The sequence below is a fragment of the Pseudonocardia sp. T1-2H genome, from assembly GCF_038039215.1.
GTDB lineage: Bacteria > Actinomycetota > Actinomycetes > Mycobacteriales > Pseudonocardiaceae > Pseudonocardia.
Map to the genome: position 1 here is coordinate 2,785,496 of NZ_JBBPCL010000001.1, position 24,820 is coordinate 2,810,315.

The 24,820-nt window shown below is 74.6% G+C and carries 20 protein-coding genes and 1 riboswitch; of the genes, 14 read left to right on the top strand and 6 right to left on the bottom strand.

Going from position 1 to position 24,820, the window contains the following annotated elements; translation table 11 throughout:
* Positions 1–28 precede the first annotated feature (28 nt).
* The 7 genes from WBK50_RS13915 to WBK50_RS13945 all read left to right on the top strand — a co-directional run bounded on the left by WBK50_RS13915 (position 29) and on the right by WBK50_RS13945 (position 9,269).
* A complete protein-coding gene (locus WBK50_RS13915; protein ID WP_341336018.1) occupies positions 29–1,348 on the top strand; it encodes a hypothetical protein in 1,320 nt (439 codons plus the stop codon).
* A complete protein-coding gene (locus tag WBK50_RS13920) occupies positions 1,345–4,836 on the top strand; it encodes an ATP-binding protein (protein ID WP_341336019.1) in 3,492 nt (1,163 codons plus the stop codon). The genes WBK50_RS13915 and WBK50_RS13920 overlap by 4 nt, the downstream gene beginning before the upstream one ends.
* A 100-nt stretch (positions 4,837–4,936) precedes the next feature.
* Positions 4,937–6,286 carry an ANTAR domain-containing protein gene (locus WBK50_RS13925; protein WP_341336020.1) on the top strand — a complete coding sequence of 450 codons (1,350 nt, stop codon included), beginning with the start codon at positions 4,937–4,939 and terminating at the stop codon, positions 6,284–6,286.
* 184 nt (positions 6,287–6,470) lie between these two features.
* Positions 6,471–7,517, top strand: a complete 1,047-nt coding sequence (locus tag WBK50_RS13930; RefSeq protein WP_341336021.1) for an ABC transporter substrate-binding protein — start codon at positions 6,471–6,473, stop codon at positions 7,515–7,517.
* Positions 7,487–8,272: an ABC transporter permease gene (locus WBK50_RS13935; RefSeq protein ID WP_341336022.1), complete on the top strand. Its 786-nt coding sequence runs from the start codon at positions 7,487–7,489 to the stop codon at positions 8,270–8,272. The genes WBK50_RS13930 and WBK50_RS13935 overlap by 31 nt, the downstream gene beginning before the upstream one ends.
* Positions 8,265–9,008: an ABC transporter ATP-binding protein gene (locus WBK50_RS13940; RefSeq protein ID WP_341336023.1), complete on the top strand. Its 744-nt coding sequence runs from the start codon at positions 8,265–8,267 to the stop codon at positions 9,006–9,008. The genes WBK50_RS13935 and WBK50_RS13940 overlap by 8 nt, the downstream gene beginning before the upstream one ends.
* Positions 9,009–9,032: 24 nt before the next feature.
* Positions 9,033–9,269: a hypothetical protein gene (locus tag WBK50_RS13945; protein ID WP_341336024.1), complete on the top strand. Its 237-nt coding sequence runs from the start codon at positions 9,033–9,035 to the stop codon at positions 9,267–9,269.
* Here WBK50_RS13945 and WBK50_RS13950 read toward each other — a convergent pair.
* Together WBK50_RS13950 and WBK50_RS13955 are read right to left on the bottom strand one after the other, a co-directional pair.
* Entirely contained in the window at positions 9,256–10,689 is a 1,434-nt protein-coding gene (locus WBK50_RS13950) for an apiosidase-like domain-containing protein (RefSeq protein WP_341336025.1), read from the bottom strand. The genes WBK50_RS13945 and WBK50_RS13950 overlap by 14 nt on opposite strands.
* Positions 10,690–10,988: 299 nt before the next feature.
* Entirely contained in the window at positions 10,989–11,654 is a 666-nt protein-coding gene (locus tag WBK50_RS13955) for a haloacid dehalogenase type II (RefSeq protein ID WP_341336026.1), read from the bottom strand.
* A 98-nt stretch (positions 11,655–11,752) separates the two neighbouring features.
* Here WBK50_RS13955 and cbiE point away from each other — a divergent pair, with 98 nt between their 5' ends.
* The 3 genes from cbiE to WBK50_RS13970 all read left to right on the top strand — a co-directional run bounded on the left by cbiE (position 11,753) and on the right by WBK50_RS13970 (position 14,569).
* Positions 11,753–13,009 (top strand): precorrin-6y C5,15-methyltransferase (decarboxylating) subunit CbiE, encoded by a 1,257-nt coding sequence (gene cbiE / locus WBK50_RS13960; RefSeq protein ID WP_341336027.1) that lies wholly within the window; start codon positions 11,753–11,755, stop codon positions 13,007–13,009.
* Positions 13,006–13,746, top strand: a complete 741-nt coding sequence (gene cobM, locus WBK50_RS13965; RefSeq protein WP_341336028.1) for a precorrin-4 C(11)-methyltransferase — start codon at positions 13,006–13,008, stop codon at positions 13,744–13,746. The genes cbiE and cobM overlap by 4 nt, the downstream gene beginning before the upstream one ends.
* Positions 13,747–13,807: 61 nt before the next feature.
* On the top strand, positions 13,808–14,569 hold the full coding sequence (locus WBK50_RS13970) for a cobalt-precorrin-6A reductase (RefSeq protein WP_341336029.1): 762 nt from the start codon (positions 13,808–13,810) through the stop codon (positions 14,567–14,569).
* On the opposite strand, the gene WBK50_RS13975 is transcribed toward WBK50_RS13970, so the two are convergent.
* From WBK50_RS13975 to WBK50_RS13990, 4 genes are read right to left on the bottom strand one after another with little or no spacing between them, the layout of a single operon-like run.
* Entirely contained in the window at positions 14,536–16,101 is a 1,566-nt protein-coding gene (locus WBK50_RS13975; protein ID WP_341336030.1) for a precorrin-2 C(20)-methyltransferase, read from the bottom strand. The genes WBK50_RS13970 and WBK50_RS13975 overlap by 34 nt on opposite strands.
* A 6-nt stretch (positions 16,102–16,107) precedes the next feature.
* Positions 16,108–16,734 (bottom strand): precorrin-8X methylmutase, encoded by a 627-nt coding sequence (locus WBK50_RS13980; RefSeq protein ID WP_341336031.1) that lies wholly within the window; start codon positions 16,732–16,734, stop codon positions 16,108–16,110.
* Positions 16,731–17,408: a hypothetical protein gene (locus WBK50_RS13985; protein ID WP_341336032.1), complete on the bottom strand. Its 678-nt coding sequence runs from the start codon at positions 17,406–17,408 to the stop codon at positions 16,731–16,733. Before WBK50_RS13985 ends, WBK50_RS13980 begins: the two co-directional genes overlap by 4 nt.
* Complete coding sequence (locus WBK50_RS13990; RefSeq protein WP_341336033.1) at positions 17,405–17,917, bottom strand: hypothetical protein; 513 nt, start codon at positions 17,915–17,917, stop codon at positions 17,405–17,407. Before WBK50_RS13990 ends, WBK50_RS13985 begins: the two co-directional genes overlap by 4 nt.
* 68 nt (positions 17,918–17,985) lie before the next feature.
* Positions 17,986–18,153: riboswitch (cobalamin riboswitch) on the top strand.
* Positions 18,154–18,242: 89 nt separating this feature from the next.
* Between WBK50_RS13990 and cobN the strand changes: the two genes are divergently transcribed.
* From cobN to WBK50_RS14010, 4 genes are all read left to right on the top strand, one after another.
* Positions 18,243–21,983, top strand: a complete 3,741-nt coding sequence (gene cobN, locus WBK50_RS13995) for a cobaltochelatase subunit CobN (RefSeq protein WP_341336034.1) — start codon at positions 18,243–18,245, stop codon at positions 21,981–21,983.
* A gap of 106 nt (positions 21,984–22,089) precedes the next feature.
* On the top strand, positions 22,090–22,374 hold the full coding sequence (locus WBK50_RS14000) for an FmdB family zinc ribbon protein (RefSeq protein WP_341336035.1): 285 nt from the start codon (positions 22,090–22,092) through the stop codon (positions 22,372–22,374).
* Positions 22,375–22,395: 21 nt separating this feature from the next.
* Entirely contained in the window at positions 22,396–23,643 is a 1,248-nt protein-coding gene (gene fmdA / locus WBK50_RS14005) for a formamidase (protein ID WP_341336036.1), read from the top strand.
* Positions 23,640–24,668 (top strand): alpha/beta fold hydrolase, encoded by a 1,029-nt coding sequence (locus WBK50_RS14010; RefSeq protein ID WP_341336037.1) that lies wholly within the window; start codon positions 23,640–23,642, stop codon positions 24,666–24,668. The genes fmdA and WBK50_RS14010 overlap by 4 nt, the downstream gene beginning before the upstream one ends.
* Positions 24,669–24,820 lie beyond the last annotated feature (152 nt).

Here is a 24,820-nt window from a genome sequence, read left to right on the forward strand (position 1 = left end):
TGCGCCCGGGTGGGGCCGGTGGTGGCTGATGAACCGGGTGATCGCGACGGCGCTGCGCGCGGCGGGCGTCGGCGTCGTGGTGCTGGCGGTGTTCGTCGTGGTCGTCGGCGTGCCCGGATGGATCCTGGGCGTGGGTCTCGGCCAGGTCGGGGTGCTGCTGCCGTTCGTCGCCGCGACCGTCTGCGCGATGGTGGTCAAGCCCGTCCTGCGCCGGGTGGACCGGCTCGTCGAGCGGCTGACCCAGCACCGGGGAACGACGCCGTACTCCGCGCTCGCCGAGGCCGCCGCCCGGATCCGCAGCGGCAGCCCGGACTCCGCCCTCCCCGGCCTGGCCGAGGTGCTCGCGGAGGGGACCGGGGCGCAGCGGGCCGTCCTGTGGCTCGCCGTGTCGGACCGGCTGGTGGCCGCGGCCGTCCATCCGCCACCGCCCGCGGGGGAGGAGACGGACACCGCCGACAACCTCGCCGTCCTGCTGGACCGCCCGGACACCGACCACGTCGTGCCCATCGTCGACGGCACGGTGCTGCGCGCGGCCCTCGCGATCGGCAAGCCCGGCGCGGCCATCACCCCCGCGGACCAGCAGCTCATGCGGGACGTCGCCGGGGGTGCGGGACTGCTGCTGCGCGGGGTCGCCATGAACACCGAGCTTCGGGAGCGGGTACGCCGGGCCGACGAGCTGGCCGACGAGCTGGTGCGCTCCCAGGAGCGCCTGAGGTCCGCGCGGGACGTCGAGCGCCGCCGGCTGGTCGGTGAGCTCTCCCACGCGACGACCGACCGGCTCTCGACCCTGCGGATCGCGCTCGACGGGGCCCGCGAGGACCTGGTGTCCGAGAGCCCGGACCCCCGGCGGGCACGAGCCGCGCTCGTGCGCGCGCGGACCGGGCTGGAGGAGCTGCTGGACCGGTTCCGGGTGATCGCGCGCGGCGTCTACCCGGCGATGCTGCGGGACCAGGGCCCGGCGAGCGCGCTGGACGAGGTCGCGGCGGACCTGGACCGCGAGGTCGATCTGCGCGGCGGGTCCGAGACGCGGCTGGCGTGGGAGGTCGAGTCCGGCATCTACTACGTGGCGGCGTCGGCGATGCAACGGCTCGCGGAGCATTCCGGGCCCGCACTCACGGTGGAGCTGGCGCACGCGGACGGCCGGTTCGCGGTGCGGGTCGTGGACCCGGCCCCGTCGGTCACCGCCGGCGAGCTGCGGGCCGCCCTGAGCGGGGACCTCGAACGGCTCGCGGCCCTGGGTGGGGAGGTGGAGCTCGTCACCGAGCTGTCCGGCGCTCTCGTGCTGGTCGCGAGCCTGCCGGAACGGCTCGAACCCCTCGTCGACGTCATCCGGGAGGGACGGGCGTGAGCGGCTCGGGACGGGCGGCGCGCGGCGCGTTCCTCGCGGTCCTGGCCGTCTGCGTCGTCGTGGCGGTCGGGTGGCTCGCCGTCGGCGCGTACGTCGCGATCGTCCGGTACTGGCCGGGCGCCCTCGAAGCCGCCGAGGCCGCGGGGGCCGCGGGCAGCCGGTGGTCCGCGGCCGTCGCGGCCGCGGCACCGGCCAGCGAGCCGCTGGACCAGGCCGTCCTCGACTACGCGCTGAGCCTCGCGAACCTCGTCATCGCGGTGATCCTGCTGCTCCTGGGCGGCCGCGCGTGGTCACTGCGGCTGCTCGCCCTGGCGATGGTCGGCTCGGCGGGCGCGTTCAACCTGCAGGCCCACGCCGCGGCGGCGGCGGTGCAGGCGGCCACCGGGTTCGGCGTCGGCGGCCTCCACCAGATCGTGCTGCACGGCATCGCCTCGGCCGCCTACATCCTGGCGCTGCTGGTCTTCCCGGCTCCCGCCGACTCGGCCTGGTGGGACGCCCGGCCGGGCGCCCGGTCGAGCCGGTTCGGGCTGGCCGTCGTCGGGGTCGGGGTGCTGGTCGTCGTCGGGTTCGGGACGGCCCTGCTGCGGCACACCGCGAGCTGCGTGCTGTTCTTCGGGTTCCTCGTCCCGGTCACCGGCGTGGTCGTGCTGCCCCGGCGGATCAAGGCCGGGCGCACGGCGGAGCTGCGCACCCAGGCGCGGCTGGTGTTCAGCCTGCTGGTCGCGGCGTCCGCCGGCGTCGTGGTGCTGGGCATCAGCACGCTGCTGCTCTGGGAGCTCGGCGTCCCGGGCCTGACCCTGTACGACCCGACGGCCCACGGCGGCGGCAGCGAGCCCCTGGCCCTGCTCTTCTGGTCCTCCCGGCTGGCGGCCGCGGCGATCGCCGTCGCGATGCTCGTGGCCCTGCGCGCGGACCGGCTCTGGACCGCGGAGCGGGTCTTCAGTCGCGGGCTCGCCGCGGCCCTCGCGATCGCGCTGGTCGGCGGCGGCGTCGTCTGCGTCCAGGCCGTGGCAACGCAGGCCGGGTTCGGCACCCTCGGCTCGCTGCTGCCCGCCGCGGTGCTGGCGGCGCTGGCGTTCCTCCCGGTCTACACGACCGTCGAGGGGCTCACGGACCGGCTGCTCTTCGGCCATCGGCCGACCCCGTACCGGGCCCTCGCGGACGTCGCGGCGCTGTCCCGCACGACCTCCCACGCGCCGGATCTCGCCCGGGTGGCCGAGGCGGTGGGGGAGGCGCTGGGGGCGACGACGTGCCGGCTCACCGTCGTGCGCCCGGGGCTCCGCGACCGGACCTACGCGTGGTCCGCGGCCGGGGTGCCGGCGGGCGAGCAGGGCGATCTCGTCGCGGTGCCCGTGCGCAGCGGCGAGAGCCGGATCGGGACGCTCGCGGTGGACCGCGCCGCCGTGGCCGGGCTGCACGCCGAGCGCCGGCACCTGCTCGAGGACATCGCGGACAGCCTCGGGGCGGTCGTCGACGCGAGCCGGCTCGGCATCGAGCTCGAACGCCAGCTGCGGGCCGCGCTCGCGCACGCCGCGGGCATCGCCGGATCCCGCCGCCAGGCGGTCTCGGAGATGGACCAGGAACGCCGGCGCATCGAGCGGGACCTGCACGACGGCGCCCAGCACCAGCTGGTCTCGCTGCGGCTGGTGCTCGGCATGGTCGAGCACGAGGTCGAGAACGGGCGGCTGTCGCAGGCGGCCGAGCGGCTGGGGGTGCTGGCCGGGCAGCTCGACACCGCGGAAGCGGTCCTCGCCGAGACCGCGAGCGGGGTGCGCTCGATGGCGCTGGCCGAGCACGGGCTGGTGGCCGCGCTGGAGGCGGAGCTGACCGGCCCGCACGCGACCGTGCGGATCGAGTCCGGGCTCGATCCCGACCGGCGGTTCCCGATCGAGCTGGAGTCCGCCGTCTACTTCTGCTGCCTGGAGTCGGTGAACAACGCCCACAAGCACGCCCCGGGCGCCGGGATCGTCGTGCGGTTCGACGAGACCGGCGGCCGGCTGCAGTTCACCGTCCGGGACGAGGGCCCGGGCTTCGAACTGCCCGCGCCCAACCAGGTGGGCCCGCGGGCCGCGTCCGCCGGGCGGGGGCTGCGCAACCTGGCCGCACGCATCGTCGCGGTGGGCGGGCTGGTGGACATCCGCTCGGCGCCGGGGCAGGGCACCGTCGTGGAGGGCTCGGTCCCGGTCCCCGCGGCGGAGCTGGGGGCCGCGATCGCCGCCGAGGCCTTCACCCCGGACGGGGCCGCCCGGCCGCTCGAGGTCCCCGCCGGGCCCGATCACCGCGCGCCCGACCGCCCCCGGCCGGACCTGCACGAGGCGACCGAGGCGATGCGGGCCGTCGTCGCGGAACCCTCCCCCGGACCCCCGCCGGCGGTCGACGAGCCGGACGTCCGGACTCTGCACGGGCGGGTGCGCGCGGTCGTCGCCGAGGCGCGCGGGGGTGTGACCGCCGCGGTCCCGGCGGCCCGGCTCGCAGCCGTCGCCGAGCGGCTCGACGGGCCGGTACGGATCGGCGTCGACGGGCCGCCCGGTGTCGGGGTGTCGACCCTGGTCAGCGCGTTGACCCGGGCGGTGGAACCGATCGCGGGCGCGGTCGTGGTCGAGGGGACCGTGGACGCGGACGCCGTCGTCCTGCTGCTCGACGGAACCCCCGTGGACACCGGGGCCGCACCCGCCGTGGGTGTGCTCCCGCGCGCGGACGAGGCGGGCACGGACCCGTGGCGGGAGGTCGAGCGCCTGCTCGCCGACCCGGGCGTCCGCCGGGCCTGCCACACCGTCGTTCCCGTGTCGGGTCTGCTCGCCCTCGCCGGCGCGGGCCTGGACGACGCCGACCTGGCCGAGCTGCGGGACGGGACGGCCACGGGGCGGTCGCTCGCCGACCGGCTCGGCGCCACCGGCCTGCAGCTCGCGGTCGAGCACGCCCGCGCCGGGGCCTCGACCGAGGCCCTCCGCGCGGAGCTCGTGCGCCGCAGCGGGGTGCCCCGGCTCCGCGAGCTGCTCGCCGTCGAGGTAGGAGGACGGGCCGACGTGCTGCGGGTGCGGGCCGCGCTGCGCGAGCTGGAGGCGATCGCGGGGGAGCTGCCGGCCGCGGCGCCCAGCGCCGAGAACCTGCGCTACCAGCTCGACCGGATCCGGTCCGGGGCCCGCGAGCTCGCCGAGGCGGACCTCGTCGATGCGCTGCGGGCGGGGCGCCCGGCGCTGTCGGACGAGGACCGGGCCGCGGCGGAGAAGCTGCTGGGCATGGCCGGTGACCTGCCGGCCGCGCGGCTCGGCCTGCCGGACGGCGCGGGTGCGGACGACGTGCGGCTGGCGGCGGCCGCGCAGCTCTCGCGGTGGCGGCTGCGGGCGTCGCAGCCGCTGGCGACGAAGGACTTCCGGGACGCGGCCGCGGTGCTGGTCCGGACGTGCGAGCACCTGGTCTCCGCGGCACCGGCGACCGAGCCGGCCCCGCCCGGGGACCCCGTCCGCCGCGCCGGCGCCCAGGCCTGACGTCCTGCGCCGTTCGGCCCATCCCCGATCGTCCGGGTGGAACCGTCGGGCCCCGGTGATTGACTGTCCGCGGCGTCGGGGGACGGCACGGTGGCAAGGGGTGACGGTGATCCCTGATGTTTCGGGCGGCTCGGGCGTGACCGGTGTTCTCGGGCTGGCGCTGCAGGTGGGGCGCACGCCCGCCGCAGACCTCGATCTCGGCGCGATGCTCTCGGGCGTCTGCGCGAGCCTGCCGGCGGCGCTGGGCGTCTCGGGTGCGGTGATCGTGCTGGCGGAGCCGCCGGACCCGGTGAGCGGCGCCGTCTTCGGGTCGGACGAGGCGTCCGCCCGGCTGGGGTTGCTGCAGCACCGCGCCGGTTCCGGGCCGGTCCTCGGCGCCCTACGGTCCGGCCGCGCGATGGTCACGCCGGATCTCACCCGGATCGGCCCGCCCGAGCTCGCGGCCGCCGCCGCGGACGCCGGCCTCGTCGTCTCGGTGGCCGTGCCGCTGGCGCTCGACGGTCACGTGATCGGCGGTCTGCAGCTGCTCGGTCACCCCGGCGTGCGGATGGACTCGCACCTGGCGGACGAGCTGTCCCCGCTGGTCGAGGCGCTGTCTGCGCGTCTCGCGGACGTCCGGGAGCTGAGCCGGTGCAGGGCCGCGGCCGCCCGGTCGACGGCCGGGCGGGAGCGCTCCGCGCCCGTCGAGCAGGCCATGGGGATGCTGGCCGAGCGGTATCGGACGGACATCGAGGAGGCCGGCCGGTATCTGCGCAGCCAGGCCGGGAACACCGGTCGTGAGCTCGCCGAGATGGCGGCTGCGGTGATCGAGCGCCGGGACGGCGACGGCGCCGTCGCACCGACCGTGCCGGGGCCGCGGGAGGGCGGGCCGGGGGAGCGGGTGGAGCCCGCCCCACCCGCGGGGACGGGCGGACACCGGCGGGCGGTCCGTCCCGCGGACGAGGCACCGCCGGAGGACCTGCGGGCCCGCGAGGACCGGTTCCGGGAGGCGCGTTCCCGGGGCGCGGAGCCGCGCCGCCCGCGAGACACCCGGGCTGAGGGTCGACCCGGCCCGCATTCGACTCTGCCCGCGCAGCCCGGCCCCGCGCAGCCCGGCACCGTTCGGCCCCTCCCGGCCGAGGCGCGGGCGGCCGGAGCGCCGCCGCAGCCGCGGTCCGGCGAGGCGTCCGCCACCGCGCAGACGCAGGCGATCACCGTACGGCGGCCCGGCGGCGGTCCGGAGGTACCGCCCGGGCCGCGACTCCCGCAGGGGAGCCTGGTCCCGCCCGCATCGGACTTCCCGGAACTGCTCCCACGGGCGCTCGGGGAGCCGCACCCCGCGGAACCGTGGCCGGACCTCGCGCGCGGCCGCCCGGCGCCCCGGCCCCACGAGGGCCTCGCGGAGCCGGGACCGGGGACGGCCGCGCCGGGCGCGCGCCCCCGCGCCCGGCACCGCCGTGACGACGACTGACAGCCGAGCCCGTCCGTGATCGTCCGCACGCCTCCCGCCCGGCGCTGGCGGGGGCCGGGTACGGCACGTAGGGTTCGGATCCGTCACCGCGGGAGCACTCACGATCCGAGGCTGAGAGGACGGCAGGACCGGCCGTCGACCGTTCGTACCTGACCCGGTTAGCACCGGCGTAGGGAGGAACGCGTTGCGCGTCTCTGCACGTCGTCGTCTGAGGGCGATCGCCCTCGTCCTCGGCACGGTCCTGGTCCTCGCCGGTTGCGGCAGCGGCACCACGGCCTCCGGGGGCAGCGCCGCCACCCCGGCCCCGAACACGGTCCGCATCGCGCTGGACTGGACCCCCAACACCAACCACACCGGGCTCTACGTCGCCCAGCAGCGGGGCTGGTTCCGCGACGCAGGCCTGGACGTGCAGTTCCTGCCGTACAACAGCACCTCCCCGGACACCCTCGTCGGTTCCGGGGCGGCCGAGTTCGGGATCAGCTTCCAGGACTCCTTCACCTTCTCCAAGGGCTCCGGCGCGGACATCACCTCAGTGATGGCGATCCTGCAGCACTGGGCCACCGAGGTCGCGGTGAAGGCGGGCCGGGCGGACATCGCCTCGCCCAAGGACCTCGACGGCAAGGTCTACGGCGGGTTCGGCGGTCCGGGCGAGGTACCCAAGATGCGCAAGGTGATCCAGGACGCCGGCGGGCAGGGGAACTTCTCCACCGTCACGCTCGGGACGTCGGCGTACGAGGCGCTCTACGCGGGCCAGGTCGACTTCACCGAGCCGTTCGTCGCCTGGGAGGGCATCGAGGCGGAGCTGCGCGGCGAGCCGCTCAAGACCTTCTCCTACACCGACTACGGCTTCCCGGACGCCTACAACGTCCTGCTCATCGGCAACTCGCCCTGGCTGCAGGCGCACCCCGACCAGGCGAAGGCCTTCGTCCAGGCGGCCCAGCGCGGCTACCAGCTCGCCGCGGACGACCCGGCCGCCGCCGCGAAGGACCTCGAGGACGCCAACCCGGGCGCCTTCAACGAGCCCGAGCTCGTCCGCCGCAGCCAGGAGATGCTGGCGAAGGACTACCTGAAGGACGAGCAGGGGAAGGTCGGCACCCAGACGCTGGACCGCTGGTCCGGGTTCTCCGGCTTCCTGATCGACACCGGCGCGGTCGTCGACGCCGACGGCAAGCCCCTCGCCACCCGACCGGACTTCTCGACATGGTTCACCAACTCCTACCTCGCTTCCTGAGCCCGCGCCGGCTCCTCCCGCCGCTGGTGATCGTCGCGGCCCTGCTGGTCGTCTGGCAGGTCGCGGTGACGGTCCTCGACGTCCGGCCCCAGGTGCTGCCGTCGCCGCTGCGGGTCGTCGAACAGGGCTGGGCGTTCCGCGACGCCCTGTGGGCCAACACGGTGCCGACGTTGCAGGTCACGGCGGTCGGCTTCGCGGTGTCGCTGGCCGTGGGCTGGGTGCTGGCGATCGTCGTCGACTTCTCGCCGTGGCTGCGCCGGGCGCTGGTGCCGCTGCTCGTCGCGTCCCAGACCCTGCCGATCGTCGCGATCGCCCCGCTGCTGATCATCTGGTTCGGCTTCGGGCTGCTGCCCAAGGTCGTGGTGATCGCGCTCGTGACGTTCTTCCCGATCGCCGTCGGGCTGATCGAGGGGTTCGCCGCGACGGACCGCGAGGCGTCGAACCTGCTGCGCAGCATGGGCGGCGGCCGCTGGCAGGAGTTCCGCTACGTGCGGCTGCCGGGGGCCATGCCGTCGTTCTTCACGGCCCTGCGGATCGGGATCACCTACGCGGTGACGGGCGCGATCTTCGCCGAGTACGTCGGCGCCCGGGCCGGCCTGGGAATCTTCATGAACCAGCAGAAGAACTCGTTCCGGACGGATCTGGTGCTGGCTGCGGTGGTCGTGACGGCGGTGCTCAGCGTGGCGCTCTTCGGCCTCACGTTCCTGGTGCAGCGGCTGCTCGTCCCCTGGTACCGGAGGGACACCCGTGCCTGAGCAGAAGATCGTCGTCGACGGGCTGTCCGTCTCCTTCGGCGAGCTCCGGGTCCTGGACGACCTCTCCTTCGACGTCGCCCCCGGCGAGTTCGTGTCGGTCATCGGCCCCAGTGGCTGCGGTAAGAGCACCCTGTTCAACGTCCTGGCCGGCCTGCTGGAACCCGACCGCGGCGAGGTGCTCGTCGACGGCGCCCCCGCCGGCCGGGAGACCTTCGGCTACATGCCGCAGAAGGACCTGCTCTTCCCGTGGCGCACCGTCCTGGACAACACCACGCTCGGCCTCGAGGTCGCCGGTATGCGCCGCCGGGACGCCCGGGAGAAGGCCCGTGCGCTGTTCGCGCCCTTCGGCCTGGCGGGGTTCGAGAGGTCCCGCCCGGAGGAGCTGTCCGGGGGGATGCGGCAGCGGGCCGCGCTGTTGCGGACGGTGGTCCAGGACCGCGAGGTGCTGCTGCTCGACGAGCCGTTCGGCGCCCTGGACTCGCTGACCCGCACCGCCATGCAGGAGTGGCTGGAGGGCGTGCGCGACCGCTACGGCTGGACCGTCCTGCTGATCACCCACGACATCCGGGAGGCGGTGTTCCTCTCCGACCGGGTCCTCGTGCTGTCCCCGCGCCCGGCGCACGTCCGGGGGGAGGTCGCCGTCGACCTGGCCCGGCCCCGGGCCGTCGAGGTCGTGACGGACCCGACGTTCGCCGCGGCCGAGGCGGGGCTGCTCGCGGCCCTGCGCGCGTCGTGACCCCGCCCTCGTAACCTGGGACACGTGGCTCCAGAGATCACGTCCGGCGCGCTCAAGCACGGGATCACCGCCGATGCCATCCGCGCCGTGCTCGCGGAGCCGATCCGGCTCGTCCCGCAGGGTGACCGGCTGCTCTACATCGGGATCGGCCCGGACCGGAACCTCCTCGAGGTGGTCCTGGAGAAGGCGCCGGCGGGGGAGCGGGTGGTCCACGCGATGCGCTTGCGCCCGAAGAACTACTCCTACCTCAGCCGGATGTGACCGCGGTGCCGGGCGCCGGGAGGTTCCGCGCCGCGTCGTCCGCCACGAACACCCAGTCCCCGTCGTCCGGCGGGCTCACCGTGCGCTCACCGGCCGGGCCGTCCGCGGCCTCCCGGACGGCCTCACCGGTGCGCGGGTCGAACCACCAGGTGCGGGCCGTGGGGCCGGCCAGCCCGGACATGTCGATCGTGAACTCGCGGGCCTGCGGCACGTAGGCCACGAGGTAGCTGCCGTCCGAGGCCTGGCTGGCCTGGATGCGGCCCGCGCCGTCGCCCGGGTCGGCCACGAGGTCCGCGGGCGCGCCGAGGGTGTACGGCCGGGACTCCATCAGCGCCCGGAGGTGCCCCATCTGGACGCCGGCCTCGGCCTTCAGCCCTTCCTCCCAGTTCCCGCGGGCGCCGAGCTCGGCGCGGCGCCCCCCGGTGCCGAGGAACTGCCAGACGGAGTGGTGGCCGTAGGTGTGGCCGAACGCGCCGCCGAGCACGGACCAGTAGGCGTCGCTGCGCACGTCGACCGCCTTCGAGTAGCCGTCCTGCGGCTTCCAGCACCACGGGTGGTCCTCGTAGAGCGGCTCGCCGTCGAGGAACGGCTTGTCCGATGACGCCCCGAAGGTCGAGTTCACCAGTTTCCGCCGGACGTCGTAGCGGCGGCAGTGCCCGCCCTGGATCATGTTGACGTCCAGCCAGTCGTCGCCGTCGAACCATTCGGCCGACGTCTGGTCGCCCTGCGGGTGGTAGGTCATCAGGACGTCGCCGCCCGCGCCCTGTTCGATGCCGCGGGCCAGGGTCCGCCAGATGTCCTCCACCCCGTCCGCCGGGGCGTCCCCGCCGAGGACGTAGATCACCCGGTCCCCGTAGCGCTCGCCGACGAACTCACCGTAGGCCTGCGCGTTCCGCTCGGTGAGCAGCGAGCCGACCTGGTCGTCCGCCCAGACCGGGAGGAGCGCGATGCGCAGGCCCCGCTGCGCGGCCTGCTCGACGACGTAGTCGACGTGGTCCCAGTAGTCGTACTGCTCCTCGTCCGCCGGGTCTGCGCCCTCGGTGGTCACCAGGTTGTCCAGCGAACCCTTGTACGGGTCGTCGCCGTGGCGGTTCGGGCCCGGCCCCCCGGCCTGCGGGAAGATCGCGACGGCCTGGATCACGGTGTAGCCCTGGGCCGCGCGGGTGTCGAGGTAGGTGAGGACCTCGTCGCGGTCGAGGTTCAACGGCAGGGACCACGCGGTGTCACCCAGCCAGAAGAACGGCGCGCCGGACGCGTCGGCGAGGAACCGGCCCTGCACGTGCAGCGGGCCGACGTTCCCGGGCGCCGTCGCGGCGGGCGGGCCGGTCGGGGGCTCCTGCGCGGGCACGGCCGCGCCGCAGGCGGCCGCCGTCGCGAGCACGCTGCCGAGGAGGACGAGCGTACGGGCGGCCCTGTTCACGCGTCTTCCGATCTCTCGTCCGATTCGTCCTGTCCGGGTCGAGCGTGCGTGCCGGAAGATCACCGCACAAGGAGCGACACGGCGGTGCCCCCGGACCGGGTGACACACGAACGGGGAGCGGGGCGGGGGTGTCATGGTGTGCGGAGCGTGGCACGCGGCGCCCCGGGAGGCACATCCTTCACAGCGTCCACTCAGGCAACCACCCGGTCACCGGACCGGGCGACGGGCGCGGCGCCGGCGCCGGCTGTGGGGGTGACCGCCGCCGCCCACGCGCCGTGCGCTCACGGTGGGTGACGCGCTCAGCCCAGCCGCGCGGCCAGGTCCACCAGGGACCGCACGGTGTGGTCCGGCGCACGGACGTGCCCCGGGTACGGCAGCCCTTCCCGGTCGACCCAGGCGGTGGCCAGGCCCGCCCGCGCAGCGCCGTGCAGGTCCCAGGGGTGCACGGCGACCATCAGCAGGTCGCCCGGCTCGGCCTCGCAGACCCGCGCCGCGTAGGCGTAGGCGCCGGGGGCGGGCTTCCAGATTCCCGCGTCGTCGACGGACAGGACGTGGTCGAAGTGCCCGCGCAGCCCGGCGTCGCCCAGCAGCTTCTCCGCGACGGGCACCCCCCCGTTGCTCAACGTCACCAGCCGCAACCCGGCGGTCCTGAGCTGCCGGACCCCGTCGGCGACGTCCGGGTGCAGGGGCAGCGCGAGGAAGCCGTCGAGGACGTGCCGGACCGCGGCGTCGAGGTCCCGGTCGATCTCCACCCCGGTCAGGAGGGTCCGGGCGACCTCGGCAGCGACCGTCGCGAACGGCTGCGAGTCCCCGCTCGCGGCGAGGCCGATGCCCTCCCGGAGGGTCGAGGCGAACCAGAGCGGGGCGAGGTGGGCGGGGGCGCCGAGGTCGGTGAAGCGGCCGGCCATCGGGCGCATGTCGGAGAGCGTCTCGTTGACGTCGAACACGACGGTGTGCACTGCCATGGGGTGATCGTCGCAGCGGGGCGACGGTGACGCACGACGCCCGACCCGGGCGCCGCGGTCACGTAGGGTTTCCGGGGTTTCGTCGAGAGGTGGAGCACGTGGGCGAGAGTCCGGTCAGGGACACGTTCGTGCAGCGGCAGGGCGCGCGACCGGCGGTCACGGTCGTCGGGATCGGGGCCGACGGGTGGAACGGCCTCGGCGGGTCCGCGCAGGACGCGCTCGCGTCCGCCGAGGTGATCCTCGGCGGGCCGCGGCAGCTGGAGCTGGTCTCCGGGCAGGTCGAGGCGGAGCTGGTGCCGTGGCCGTCGCCGCTGGTCCCGGCCCTGCCCGGGCTGCTGGAGCGCTACTCGGGGCAGCGGCTGTGCGCGCTCGCCTCCGGGGACCCCATGTTCTTCGGCCTCGGCGCCACCCTCGCCCGCACCATCGGGTCCTCGCGGATGCACGTGATCGCGCACCCGTCGTCGGTCACGCTGGCCTGCGCCCGGCTGGGCTGGCCCGCCGAGGACGTCGAGGTGGTCAGCGTCGTCGGCCGGCCGCTGGAGCGGGTGCGCCGTGCGGTTGCCCCCGGTCGCCGGCTGCTCGTGCTCAGCGCGGGCGCGCAGTCCCCGCGGGCGCTCGCCCGCCAGCTCACCGCCGACGGCTACGGCCCCAGCGCCCTGACCGTGCTGGAGCAGCTCGGCGGGCGCAGCGAGCGGATCGAGACCGGTACCGCCGCGACCTGGGCGCACGTGCCGGGGGACGCGCTGAACGTCGTCGCGGTCGAGTGCGAGGCGACCCCGGACGCGACCGTGCTCGGCGAGGTCCCGGGCCTGCCGGACGACGCCTACCTGCACGACGGCCAGCTCACCAAGCGGGAGGTCCGAGCCGTGACGCTCGCGCATCTCGCCCCGCGCCCGGACGAGCTGCTCTGGGACGTCGGCGGGGGCGCCGGGAGCATCGCGATCGAGTGGATGCGCGCGCACCGCACGTGCCGGGCGATCGCGATCGAGTCCAACCCCGGGCGGGCCGCCGGGATCGCCGCGAACGCGGACGCGCTGGGCGTGCCCGCGCTGGAGGTCGTCACCGGCCGGGCACCGGATGCGCTGGCCGGGCTGCCCACCCCGGACGTCGTGTTCATCGGCGGCGGCGTGACCCGCGACGGCGTGTTCGACGCCTGCTGGGCCGCGCTGCCCTCCGGCGGCCGGCTCGTCGCCAACGCGGTGACCGTGGAGGCCGAGACGGTGCTCACCTCGGGCCAGGCGCGGTTCGGCGGTGCGCTGGTGCGGGTGCAGGTGTCCCGCGCCGAGCCGGTCGGCGGGTTCCTGGGTTGGCGACCGAGCATGCCCGTCACGATCTGGAGCGCAGTCAAGCCATGACCGTCCACTTCATCGGCGCAGGTCCGGGCGCCGTCGACCTCCTGACGATCCGCGCCCGGGACCTCATCGCCGCCTCGCCCGTCTGCCTCTACGCGGGCTCGCTCGTGCCGCCGGAGATGCTGGAGATCTGCCCGCCGGACGCCCGGACGGTCGACACCGCGCTCATGACGCTCGGCGAGATCGTCGAGGAGATGGAGCGGGCGCACGCCCACGGGCTCGACGTCGCGCGGCTCGCCTCCGGCGACCCGTCCGTCTTCTCGGCGATGGCCGAGCAGATGCGCCGTCTCGACGCCGCGGGCGTGCCCTACGACGTCTGTCCCGGGGTCCCGGCCTACGCCGCCGCGGCCGCCGCGCTGCGCCGCGAGCTGACCGTCCCGACCGTCGCGCAGACCGTCACCCTCACCCGGATCGCCGCCCGGGCGACCCCGATGCCGGAGGGCGAGTCCCTGGCGGCGCTGGGCACGGCCGGGGGCACGCTCGTGCTGCACCTGGCGGTCCACCGGATCGACGAGCTGGTCAAGGAGCTCGTCCCGACCTACGGGACGGACTGCCCCGCGGCCGTCGTCGCGTACGCGTCGCGCGAGCACGAGATCGTCCTGCGCGGGCGGCTCGACGACATCGCGCACGCGGTGCACGACGCCGGCATCGAGCGGACCGCCGTCGTGATCGTCGGGCCCGCGCTGGCGGCGGAGCAGTTCCCGGACAGCCACCTCTACTCCGACACCCGATGCCGCTGACCTGTGCGCGCGCAGCCTCGCCGGAACCGGTCTGCGTCCGCACGAACCCGGCTGACCTGCGATGACGGGCCCACGGGTCCTCGTCCTGGGCGGGACCTCCGACGCCCGTGGGCTCGCGACGCTGCTGGACGGGCGGGCACGGGTCACGTCGTCGCTGGCCGGGCGCGTGCGCGAGCCGGTGCTGCCGCCGGGGGAGGTGCGGATCGGCGGGTTCGGCGGCGTGCCGGGCCTGATCGAGTACCTGCGGGAGTCCGGGACCGACGTGATCGTCGACGCGACCCACCCCTTCGCGGCGCAGATGACCGCACACGCGGCGGCGGCGTCCCGCGCGACGGGGATCCCACTGGTCCTGCTGCGCCGCCCCGGGTGGGCGGTGGATCCGGGCTGGACGTGCGTGCCCTCCCTGGCTGCGGCGGCGGCGGTCCTCCCGGGGCTCGGGCGCCGGATCTTCCTCACCACCGGTCGTCAGGACCTGGCGACCTTCGCGGGCCTCGACGACCTCTGGTTCCTCGTCCGCTCCGTCGACCCGCCGTCCGGCCCGACACCGCGGCGCATGTACGCCGTCCTCGACCGCGGCCCGTTCACCGTCGAGGGCGAGCTGGCCCTGATGCGGGAGCACGCGATCGACGTCCTGGTGACGAAGGACAGCGGCGGCGCCATGACCGCCGCGAAACTCGAGGCGGCCCGCGCCCTGGATCTCCCGGTCGTGATCGTCAGCCGGCCGCCGCTCCCACCCGGCTTCGTGCACGTCCGAACCCCCGGTGAGTGCGTAGCCCTTCTAGAACGGGGCTACGCGCTCACGACCCCGCCCGAGCTGGGATAACTGCGCGGGGTGAAGACGGTCGTGCGGCCGTTGCGGATGACCACCCGGGTCGTGGACGAGCCGATGATCAGCAGGGTGCGCATGTCGACCTGCTCCGGGTCCAGGTCCGCCAGTGTGGTGACGGTGATCCGCTCGCCGGCCCCCCCGACGTCCCGGCCGAGGACCACCGGGGTCTGCGGGGCGCGGTGCTCCAGCAGGACGTCGCGGGCCGCGCCGACCTGCCACGGGCGGGCCTTCGAGCGCGGGTTGTAGATCGCGATCGCGAGGTCCGCCTTCGCTGCCGCGGCCAGCCGGGCCGCCACGACGTCCCAGGGCTTGAGCCGGTCGGACAGCGAGATCATCGCGTAGTCGTGCCCCAGCGGGGCCCCGACGGCCGCGGCGACGGCCTGGGCCGCGGTCAGCCCGGGCAGCACCCGCACCGGGACGCCCAGGTACTTCTCCCCCGACGCCACCTCGAGCACCGCGGTCGCCATCGCGAAGACGCCCGGGTCGCCGGCGCTCACGACGGCCACCGACCGGCCCGACGCGGCCAGGTCCAGCGCGTGCGCGGCCCGCTCGGCCTCGACGCGGTTGTCGCTGGCGTGCCGGGTCTGCCGGGGGTTCGGCGGGACGCGATCGAGGTAGGGCCCGTACCCGACGAGATCGTCCGCGGCGGCGAGGGCGGCCGCCACCTGCGGGGTCAGCCAGTCCCGGCCCGCGGGACCGGTGCCGACCACGACGACCTCGCCGGTCCCCGCGCGCGGCTGCTGCACCACCTGCTCACCGACGCGCGGCTGCTCGGACACCTCGTCCGGGACCGAGGAGGCGACCTCGCCCGGCAGCACCGCGAGCGAGAAGTAGGGAACCGACCCGGGGTCGACGTCGGCCAGCCGCCCGGTGCGCTGCCCGTCCATCGTGGCGCGCTCGACGAACCAGGCGTCGTCGAGCTTCCCGGCGTCGGCGAAGGCGCCGCGGACGTTGCCGAAGGTGCGGCCGAGCTTCATGACGGCCGCGGAGTCCGTCTGCGCCAGGCGCCGCGCCAGCTCCTCGCGCGGCAGCGTCCCCGGCAGGATCGTGAGCACCTCGTCCCGCTCCACCAGCGGCTGGCCGAGCGCGGCCGCGGCGGCGCTCACCGAGGTGACCCCCGGGACCACCTCGGCGTGGAAGCGCCCGGCGAGCCGCTTGTGCATGTGCATGTAGGAGCCGTAGAAGAGCGGGTCCCCCTCGGCGAGGAGCACGACGTCCCGGCCCGCCTGCAGGTGTGCCGCGAGGCGTTCGGCGGCCTCGGCGTAGAACTCGTCGATCGCGCCCTGGTAGCCGCCGGGGTGGTCAGTGGTCTCCGTGGTGACCGGGTAGACCAGCGCCTCCTCGATCTGGCCCCCCCGCAGATGCGGCTCGGCGATCCGACGCGCGATCGAGCGGCCGTGCCGCGCGGAGTGGTAGGCGACGACGTCGGCGGCGCCGATCAGCCGGGCAGCCTTGATCGTGACGAGTTCGGGATCGCCGGGGCCGAGGCCCACCCCGTACAGGGTTCCGGGGCGCGGTACTGACATCTCTGGCTACTCCTGCTCGCTGGCCAGCGCGTTCAGCGCGGCGGCGGTGATCGCGGAACCGCCGCGACGGCCGTGCACGACGAGGAACTCCAGGTCGGTGCGCTCGGACAGGGCCTGCTTGGACTCCGCGGCGCCGATGAAGCCGACCGGGATGCCGAGGACCGCGGCGGGCCGGGGCGCGCCGGCGTCGATCATGTCGAGCAGGTGGAACAGGGCCGTCGGCGCGTTCCCGACGGCGACGACGGCGCCGTCGAGCTTGTCCCGCCACAGCTCCAGCGCGGCGGCCGAACGGGTGGTCCCGAGGTCGCGCGCGAGGTCCGGGACCCGGGGATCGCGCAGCGTGCAGAGCACCTCGTTGTCGCACGGCAGCCGGGCCCGGGTGACGCCGGAGGCGACCATCATCGCGTCGCAGAGGATCGGGGCACCGTTGCGCAGTGCCTCGCGCGCCTGCCCGACGACGTCCGCCGAGTAGCCGATGTCCGCGGGGAGATCGACCTGCCCGCACGCGTGGATCATGCGGACGGCCAGGTACGCGACGTCCGGGGGCAGGCCCGTCAGGTCCGCCTCCGCCCGGATCGTGGCGAAGGAACGGCGATAGATCTCGGCGCCGTCGCGGAGGTAGTCGGTGCTCATGGCTGAGTCCTTGCGAGTGCGGTGAGGAGGTCCGGCACGGGTGTGCCGTCGATCGCGTAGCGGCCGTCGGGCCGGGCGACGACGTCGGTGTGCGGTCCGTGCGGCGCGCCGCAGCGTCGCTCGCAGCCGACCACGTGGGCGGTCGTCGTGACCCCCAGCTCGAGGAGCGCTCGGGCGTCCGCCCGGACGTCGGCGTGGGCCTTCGCGCAGCCCGGACGCCCGGCGCAGGCGCTGACGCCGAGGGCGGGGTGGTCGGGGTCGACGACGAGACCGCCGGCGCGCAGGGCGTCGCGGGCGCCCGGCGCGGGGGAGGGGAGGACGATCGTGCGCCACGGGGTGACGATCGCGGGGTCGCTCGTGTCCGCGAGCGCGCGGAGCTGCCCGGCGGACAGCTCCCCGAGCACGGGTGCGACGCCCAGCGCGCGCTCGCCGATCGGCCCGACAGGCGCAGCGTGATCACGATCCGGGGAGCCGGCCCGCCCCGGGACGTCGCTGCCGCTCCCGGCATCGTGATCTTCGTCAAGCGCGGCGGCGATCCGTCCCGGGGCATCGGCAAGCTCCCGGACGCGCCAGGCCTGAACCTCGTCCGCGGCGCGCAGCGTGAGAAACACCTCAGCGGCGGTGAGCAGCAGCCCGGGCGCGTCCTGCCGGCTGGCCCTCACGTCCGTCGTCACCCCCGCGACCTGCAGGAACCCTTCCGACGGATCCGTGGCGACCCAGCACAGGTCCGGCTCCTCCGCCGCCACGTCCCCCGCCCGTCGTCGAAGGCGAAGAGGATCCGGCCCGGCAGCGAGGCGAGGCCCGGACGTGTGCACAGGCCCTCGTCGAAGGCGGAGGCGAGCCCCCGAACGTCCGCCAGACCGCCGTGCAGACCGCTCAGCGGAGAGGCCAGGACGTTCCGCACGCGCTCGTGCGAGGGGGCGGGGACGAGACCGGCGTCGACCAACCGGGAGACCAGCCGCGGATCGTCCCGGTCGAGGCCCCTGAGCTGCAGGTTCCCCCGCGACGTCAGGTGCGCCGCGCCGTCGCCGAGATCCTCCGCGCAGGAGGCCAGCACCCGGAGCTGGGCCGCCGTCACGACCCCGCCCGGCAGCCGGACGCGGGCGAGCGCGCCGTCGGCCGCGTCGTGCGGCGCGAGGACGCCGGGACAGGCGTCGGCGCGGGTCCGGACCGGGAGGGGCACGGGGTCACTGTAAACACGCCCCGTCGGCTTGACGCGCGGTCAGCTCGTTGCGGACAGTGGTCTGCGACAACCACATAGGGCGCGTGGGTCCAGGAAGCCGGTGCGAGTCCGGCGCGGTCCCGCCACTGTCACCGGGGAGCGAACCCCGCCACACGCCACTGGTCCGCGAGGGTCGGGAAGGCCGGGGCGAGCACCGATCCGGGAGCCAGGACACTGCCCCACGCACCTGTGCGCGCCCGCGCGCACGACCGTTCTGACCTGGGACGAGGATCCCGAGGAAGGCTGTAGCTGTGACGTGCTGTGCCGCGCGCCGGGAGTGCTCCCGGTGATCCTGCTCCTCTCGACGTCCGACACGGACCTGCTCTCGGCCCGCGCCTCGGACGCGGACTACCGGCTCGCCAACCCCAACCGCGTGCTGCTCGACGAGCTCCCGGCCATGGCGGCCGAGGCGGACGTCGTGGTCGTCCGGGTGCTCGGCGGCTACCGGTACTGGGAGGAGGGGCTGGACGTCCTGCGCCGCTCCGACACCCCGCTCGTCGCGCTCGGCGGCGAGATGGCGCCGGACGCCGAGATGATGGCGCTGTCGTCGGTCCCCGCGGGCGTCGCGGCGGAAGCGCACACCTACCTCGCGCAGGGCGGCACGGACAACCTCGCACAGCTGCACGCGTTCCTCAGCGACACCGTCCTGCTCACCGGTGAGGGCTTCGCGCCGCCGGTCGCGCTGCCGGAGTGGGGGGTCCTCGAGCGGCCCGCCGCCGAGATCGACGGGCCGACCGTCGCGGTGCTCTTCTACCGTGCCCAGCAGATCGCCGGGAACACCGCCTACATCGAGGCGCTCTGCCGGGCGATCGAAGCCAAGGGAGCGCGGCCGCTCCCGATCTTCTGCGCGTCGCTGCGGCAGGCCCCGGCCGCGCTGCTGGACACGCTCCGGGACGCCGACGCCATGATCGTCACGGTGCTCGCGGCGGGCGGCACCAAGCCCGCCTCGGCGCAGGCCGGCGGCGAGGACGAGGAGTGGGACGTCGCCGAGCTCGCCGCGCTCGACGTCCCGATCCTGCAGGGTCTGTGCCTCACCTCCAGCCGCGCCACCTGGGAGGACAACGACGACGGGCTGTCTCCGCTGGACGTCGCCACGCAGGTCGCGGTCCCGGAGTTCGACGGCCGGCTGATCACCGTCCCGTTCTCGTTCAAGGAGATCGACGCGGACGGGCTCAGCGTCTACGTGCCCGATCACGAGCGCGCGCTCCGGGTCGCCGGGATCGCCGTGCGGCACGCGCTGCTGCGGCGCATCCCGAACGCGGACAAGAAGATCGTGCTGATGCTGAGCGCGTACCCGACCAAGCATGCGCGCATCGGCAACGCCGTCGGGCTGGACACGCCGGCCAGCACCGTCGCCCTGCTGAAGGCCATGGACGAGGCGGGCTACGACGTCGGCGAGTTCCCGGGCGTCACGGCGCAGGACGGCGACGCGCTGATCCACGCGCTCATCGAGGCGGGCGGGCAGGACCCGGACTGGCTCACCGAGGAGAAGCTCGCGGGCAACCCGATCCGCATCTCCGCGGTGCAGTACCGGCGCTGGTTCGACACCCTGCCCGAGGATTTGCGCGCGGGCGTCGAGGAGCACTGGGGACCCGCGCCCGGCGAGCTCTACGTGCAGGACGGGGACATCGTCGTGGCGGCGCTCCGTTCGGGGAACGTCACGCTGATCGTGCAGCCGCCGCGCGGGTTCGGCGAGAACCCGGTCGCGATCTACCACGACCCGGACCTGCCGCCGTCGCACCACTACCTGGCGGCCTACCGCTGGCTCGCCGCGCCGGTGAGCGACGGGGGGTTCGGCGCCGACGCCGTCGTGCACATCGGCAAGCACGGCAACCTCGAGTGGCTGCCCGGCAAGACGCTCGGGATGAGCGCCTCCTGCGGCACCGACGCCGCGCTCGGCGACCTGCCCCTGATCTACCCCTTCCTGGTCAACGACCCGGGCGAGGGCACGCAGGCCAAGCGCCGGGCGCACGCCACGCTCGTCGACCACCTGATCCCGCCGATGGCCCGCGCCGAGACCTACGGGGACATCTCCCGCCTCGAGCAGCTCCTCGACGAGCACGCGAACATCTCCGCGCTGGACCCGGGCAAGCTGCCGGCGATCCGCCAGCAGATCTGGACGCTGATGCAGGCGGCCAAGCTGGACCACGACCTCGGGCTGTCCGAGCGCCCGCACGAGGCCGAGTTCGACGACTTCCTGTTACACGTCGACGGCTGGCTGTGCGAGATCAAGGACGTCCAGATCCGCGACGGTCTGCACGTCCTCGGGCTCGCGCCGACCGGGGACACCCGGGTGGACCTCGTCCTCGCGATGCTGCGGGCCCGGCAGATGTGGGGCGGCGAGCAGAACGTGCCCGGCCTGCGCGAGGCGCTCGGGCTCGTCGAGGACGGGAGCGAGCAGAAGGCCAGGGTCGACGAGGTGGAGGCCCTCGCACACGCCCTCGTCGCGGACATGGAGGCTGCCGCCTGGGATGCCGGCGCCGCGCCGGGGATCGTCGCGTCCCGACTCGCGCGGGCCCAGACCGCGACTCGCGCGGGCCGTGACCCCGACTCGCGCGGTCTCACACCCCGACTCGCGGGGTCGCAGATCGCGACTCGCGGGGATGGCGCCGAGACCCCCGCGAGTCGGGGTCTCGCGCCGCCCGAGTCGGGGTCTGTGGCCGGGTCCGGCGTCGCCGAAACGGTGGAGACGATCCTGCGGTTCGCCGCCGACGAGGTGATCCCGCGGCTCGCGGAGACCTCGCAGGAGATCGCGCGGGTGCTGCACGCGCTGAACGGCGGGTTCATCCCGGCCGGTCCCTCCGGCTCACCGCTGCGCGGGCTGATCAACGTGCTCCCGACCGGCCGGAACTTCTACTCCGTCGACCCGAAGGCCGTCCCGTCGAAGCTCGCCTGGGAGACCGGGCTGGCGATGGCGGAGTCGCTGGTCGAGCGGTACCGCAGCGACCACGACGGGGAGTACCCGCGCTCCGTCGGCCTGTCCGTCTGGGGCACCAGCGCGATGCGGACGAGCGGCGACGACGTCGCGGAGGTCTTCGCGCTGCTCGGCGTCCGGCCGGTCTGGGACGAGGCCAGCCGCCGGGTCACCCGGCTCGAGGTGATCGACCTCGACGAGCTGGGCCGCCCGCGCATCGACGTCACGGTCCGCATCTCCGGTTTCTTCCGGGACGCGTTCCCGCACGTCCTGGCCCTGCTCGACGACGCGGTGCAGCTCGTCGCGAACCTCGACGAGACCGCCGAGCAGAACTTCGTGAAGGCCCACGTCACGCTCGACGAGCAGCGCACCGGCGACCGGCGGCGCGCCACCACGCGGATCTTCGGCTCCAAGCCGGGGACCTACGGGGCGGGCCTGCTCCAGCTCGTCGACTCCCGGAGCTGGCGCGACGATGCCGACCTCGCCGAGGTCTACACGACCTGGGGCGGCTACGCCTACGGCCGTGGGCTCGACGGCGCGCCCGCCCGCGACGACATGGAGACCGCCTACCGGCGGATCACGGTGGCGGCGAAGAACACCGACACCCGCGAGCACGACATCGCGGACTCCGACGACTACTACCAGTACCACGGCGGCATGATCGCCACGGTCCGCGCGCTCACCGGCTCTGCGCCCGAGGCGTACGTCGGGGACTCGACCCGGCCCGAGGCGGTCCGGACCCGGACGCTGCACGAGGAGACCGCGCGCGTCTTCCGGGCGCGGGTGGTGAACCCGCGCTGGATCGAGGCGATGCGCCGCCACGGGTACAAGGGCGCCTTCGAGATGGCCGCGACGGTGGACTACCTGTTCGGCTGGGACGCGACCACCGGCGTCGTCGCCGACTGGCAGTACGAGAAGCTCAGCGAGACCTACGTCCTGGACCCGGACAACCGCAAGTTCCTCTCCGAGTCCAACCCGTGGGCGCTGCACGGCATGGCCGAACGCCTGCTCGAGGCCGCGGAGCGCGGGCTGTGGGAGGCGCCGGAGCAGGCCACTCTGGACGCGCTGCGGCAGGCCTACCTGGAGACCGAGGGCGACCTCGAGGAGGAGTAGCCCGCAGGGGCGGCCGAGGCGGGGGAGCGGCCCTCGGTGCTTGACGGATTCGGTGTCGATCGAAATAGTTCAGATCGACAGTAAGACTCTCGACGAGGGAGCCGCCGTGCCGACCTACGCCTTCCGCTGTCCGCGTTGCGGCGAGTTCGACCTGGTCCGGCCCATGGCCGACGCCGGTGCGCCCGCGTCCTGCCCGGAGTGCGCGGCCCCGGCCCGCCGGGTGTTCGGCGCGCCGGCCCTGCGCTCCCTCGACCCCGGGATGCGCCGGGCGCTGGACACGAGCGCCGCGAGCGCGGACGCGCCGGCCGTCGTCGGCGGGGTCCCCGGGCGCAGCCGGCAGGCGATCCCGACGAGCACCGACCCCCGCCACGCCCGTCTTCCCCGTCCCTGATCACACCGCCCGGAGGTCTCAGTGCCCGACGTCGTCTTCTCCGTCGACCAGGCTCGTTCCATGCGGGACCAGGCTGTCCCCGGCCACAACCGCTGGCATCCGGACGTCCCGCCCGCCGTCACCGTCCGCCCGGACTCCACGATCCGTGTCGAGTGCCGGGAGTGGACGGACGGGCAGATCGGCAACAACGACTCCGCGAACGACGTGCGCGACGTGGACCTCACGCACGCGCACATGCTCTCCGGGCCCATCGCCATCGAGGGCGCGGAGCCGGGGGACCTGCTCGTCGTCGACATCCTGGACCTCGGCCCCGTCCCGCAGGAGACCGGTGACTCACCCGGCCAGGGCTGGGGCTACACCGGGATCTTCTCGAAGCAGAACGGCGGCGGGTTCCTCACCGACCGCTTCCCCGACGCGTACAAGGCGATCTGGGACTTCGCCGGGCAGAAGTGCACGTCCCGGCACATCCCGGGGGTCAGCTACACGGGTATCACGCACCCCGGCCTGTTCGGGACGGCGCCGTCGCCCGAGCTCCTCGGCCGGTGGAACGCCCGCGAGCGGGCGCTGATCGCCACGGACCCGGACCGCGTGCCGGCGCTCGCCCTGCCCCCGCTCGAGGAGAACACGCTGGGCGGCACCGCGAGCGGGGACGTGCTGGCCGCGATCGCCCGGGACGGCGCGCGGACCGTCCCCGCGCGGGAGAACGGCGGCAACCACGACATCAAGAACTTCACCCGCGGCTCGCGCGTCTTCTACCCGGTGCACGTCCCCGGTGCCCTGTTCTCCGGCGGCGACCTGCACTTCTCCCAGGGCGACGGCGAGATCACCTTCTGCGGCGCGATCGAGATGGGCGGGTTCATCGACTTCCACGTCGACCTCATCAAGGGCGGCATGGAGACCTACGGCGTCACGACCAACCCCATCCTCATCCCGGGCAACGTCGAGCCGCGGTACTCGGAGTTCCTGACCTTCATCGGCATCGGCGTGGACCACGAGTCGGACACCCAGCTCTACAACGACGCGACGGTCGCCTACCGCAACGCGTGCCTCAACGCCGTCACCTACCTGGAGAAGTTCGGGTACTCGGGGCCGCAGGCGTACCTGCTCCTCGGGTCCGCGCCGATCGAGGGCCGGGTCTCCGGCGTCGTCGACATCCCGAACGCCTGCTGCTCGCTCTACCTGCCCACGGCGATCTTCGACGACGACATCCGGCCGTCGGCGAGCGGTCCGACCCGCAGGGACCGGGGCAGCTGCGCGGTGTCGTCATGACCGGACCCGAGGCGCCGTACGAGGTCCACGAGATCCAGAACTTCACGCTGGAGTGCGGCGCCACGCTGCGCCCGGCGACGATCGCCTACCAGACGTACGGGGAGCTGAACGCCGACAAGAGCAACGCGATCGTCTACCCGACCTGGTACTCCGGGCGGCATTGGGACAACGAGTGGCTCATCGGCGACGGCATGGCGCTCGACCCGGCGCGGTGGTTCATCATCGTGCCGAACATGCTGGGCAACGGGCTCTCGTCGTCGCCGTCGAACACCCCACCGCCGTGGGACCGGGCCCGGTTCCCACGGATCTCGGTGCGGGACAACGTCGAGTCGCAGTACCGGCTCGTCACCGAGGCGTTCGGCATCGAGACCCTGCCGCTCGTGCTCGGCTGGTCCATGGGCGCGGGGCAGACCTACCAGTGGGCGGTCAGCCACCCGGAGATGGTGCAGCGGATGCTGCCGTTCTGCGGGTCCCCGCGGACCGCCCCGCACAACAAGGTCTTCCTCGACTCGCTGCGGGCGGCACTCACCGCGTCCGTCGGGTTCGACGGCGGCTGGTACCCCCCGGACGACTGGCCGGTGACCGGGCTGCGCGCATTCGCCCGGATCTACGCCGGCTGGGGCTTCTCCCAGGCCTTCTACTGGGACGAGGTCTGGCGCGAGCTCGGCTACACCTCGCTGGAGGACTTCTGCGTCGGCTTCTGGGAGGGTTTCTTCCTCGACGGCCGGGACCCGAACAACCTGCTGACCATGCTCGACACCTGGTGGCAGGGCGACGTCGGGACCACGCCCGGCTTCTCCTCCACGGAGGAGGCCCTGGGCTCGATCCGGGCGAAGGCGATCGTGATGCCGGCGGAGAAGGACCTGTACTTCCCGCCGGAGGACGAGCGGTGGGCCGTCTCGCACATGCGGGACGCCGAGCTGCGGGTGATCCCCGGGGTGTGGGGGCACTTCGCGGGCGGCGGGGCGAACCCGGTGGACACGGCGTTCATCGACGCCGCGGTCGCCGAGCTGCTGGCCCGGTGACGTGCCTGCCAGGTGCGCCGGCGAGCCTGCGCGGGCGGCGTGGCCGTCCGCGCCGCAGCCGCCGCCGGGCTCCCCTCCGGAGGTGAAGGCGATCGTGCCCTCCGGGGTGCTCCTTCGGCGTCATGGTGACGGCCTCGCCGAAGTCCTCGCGG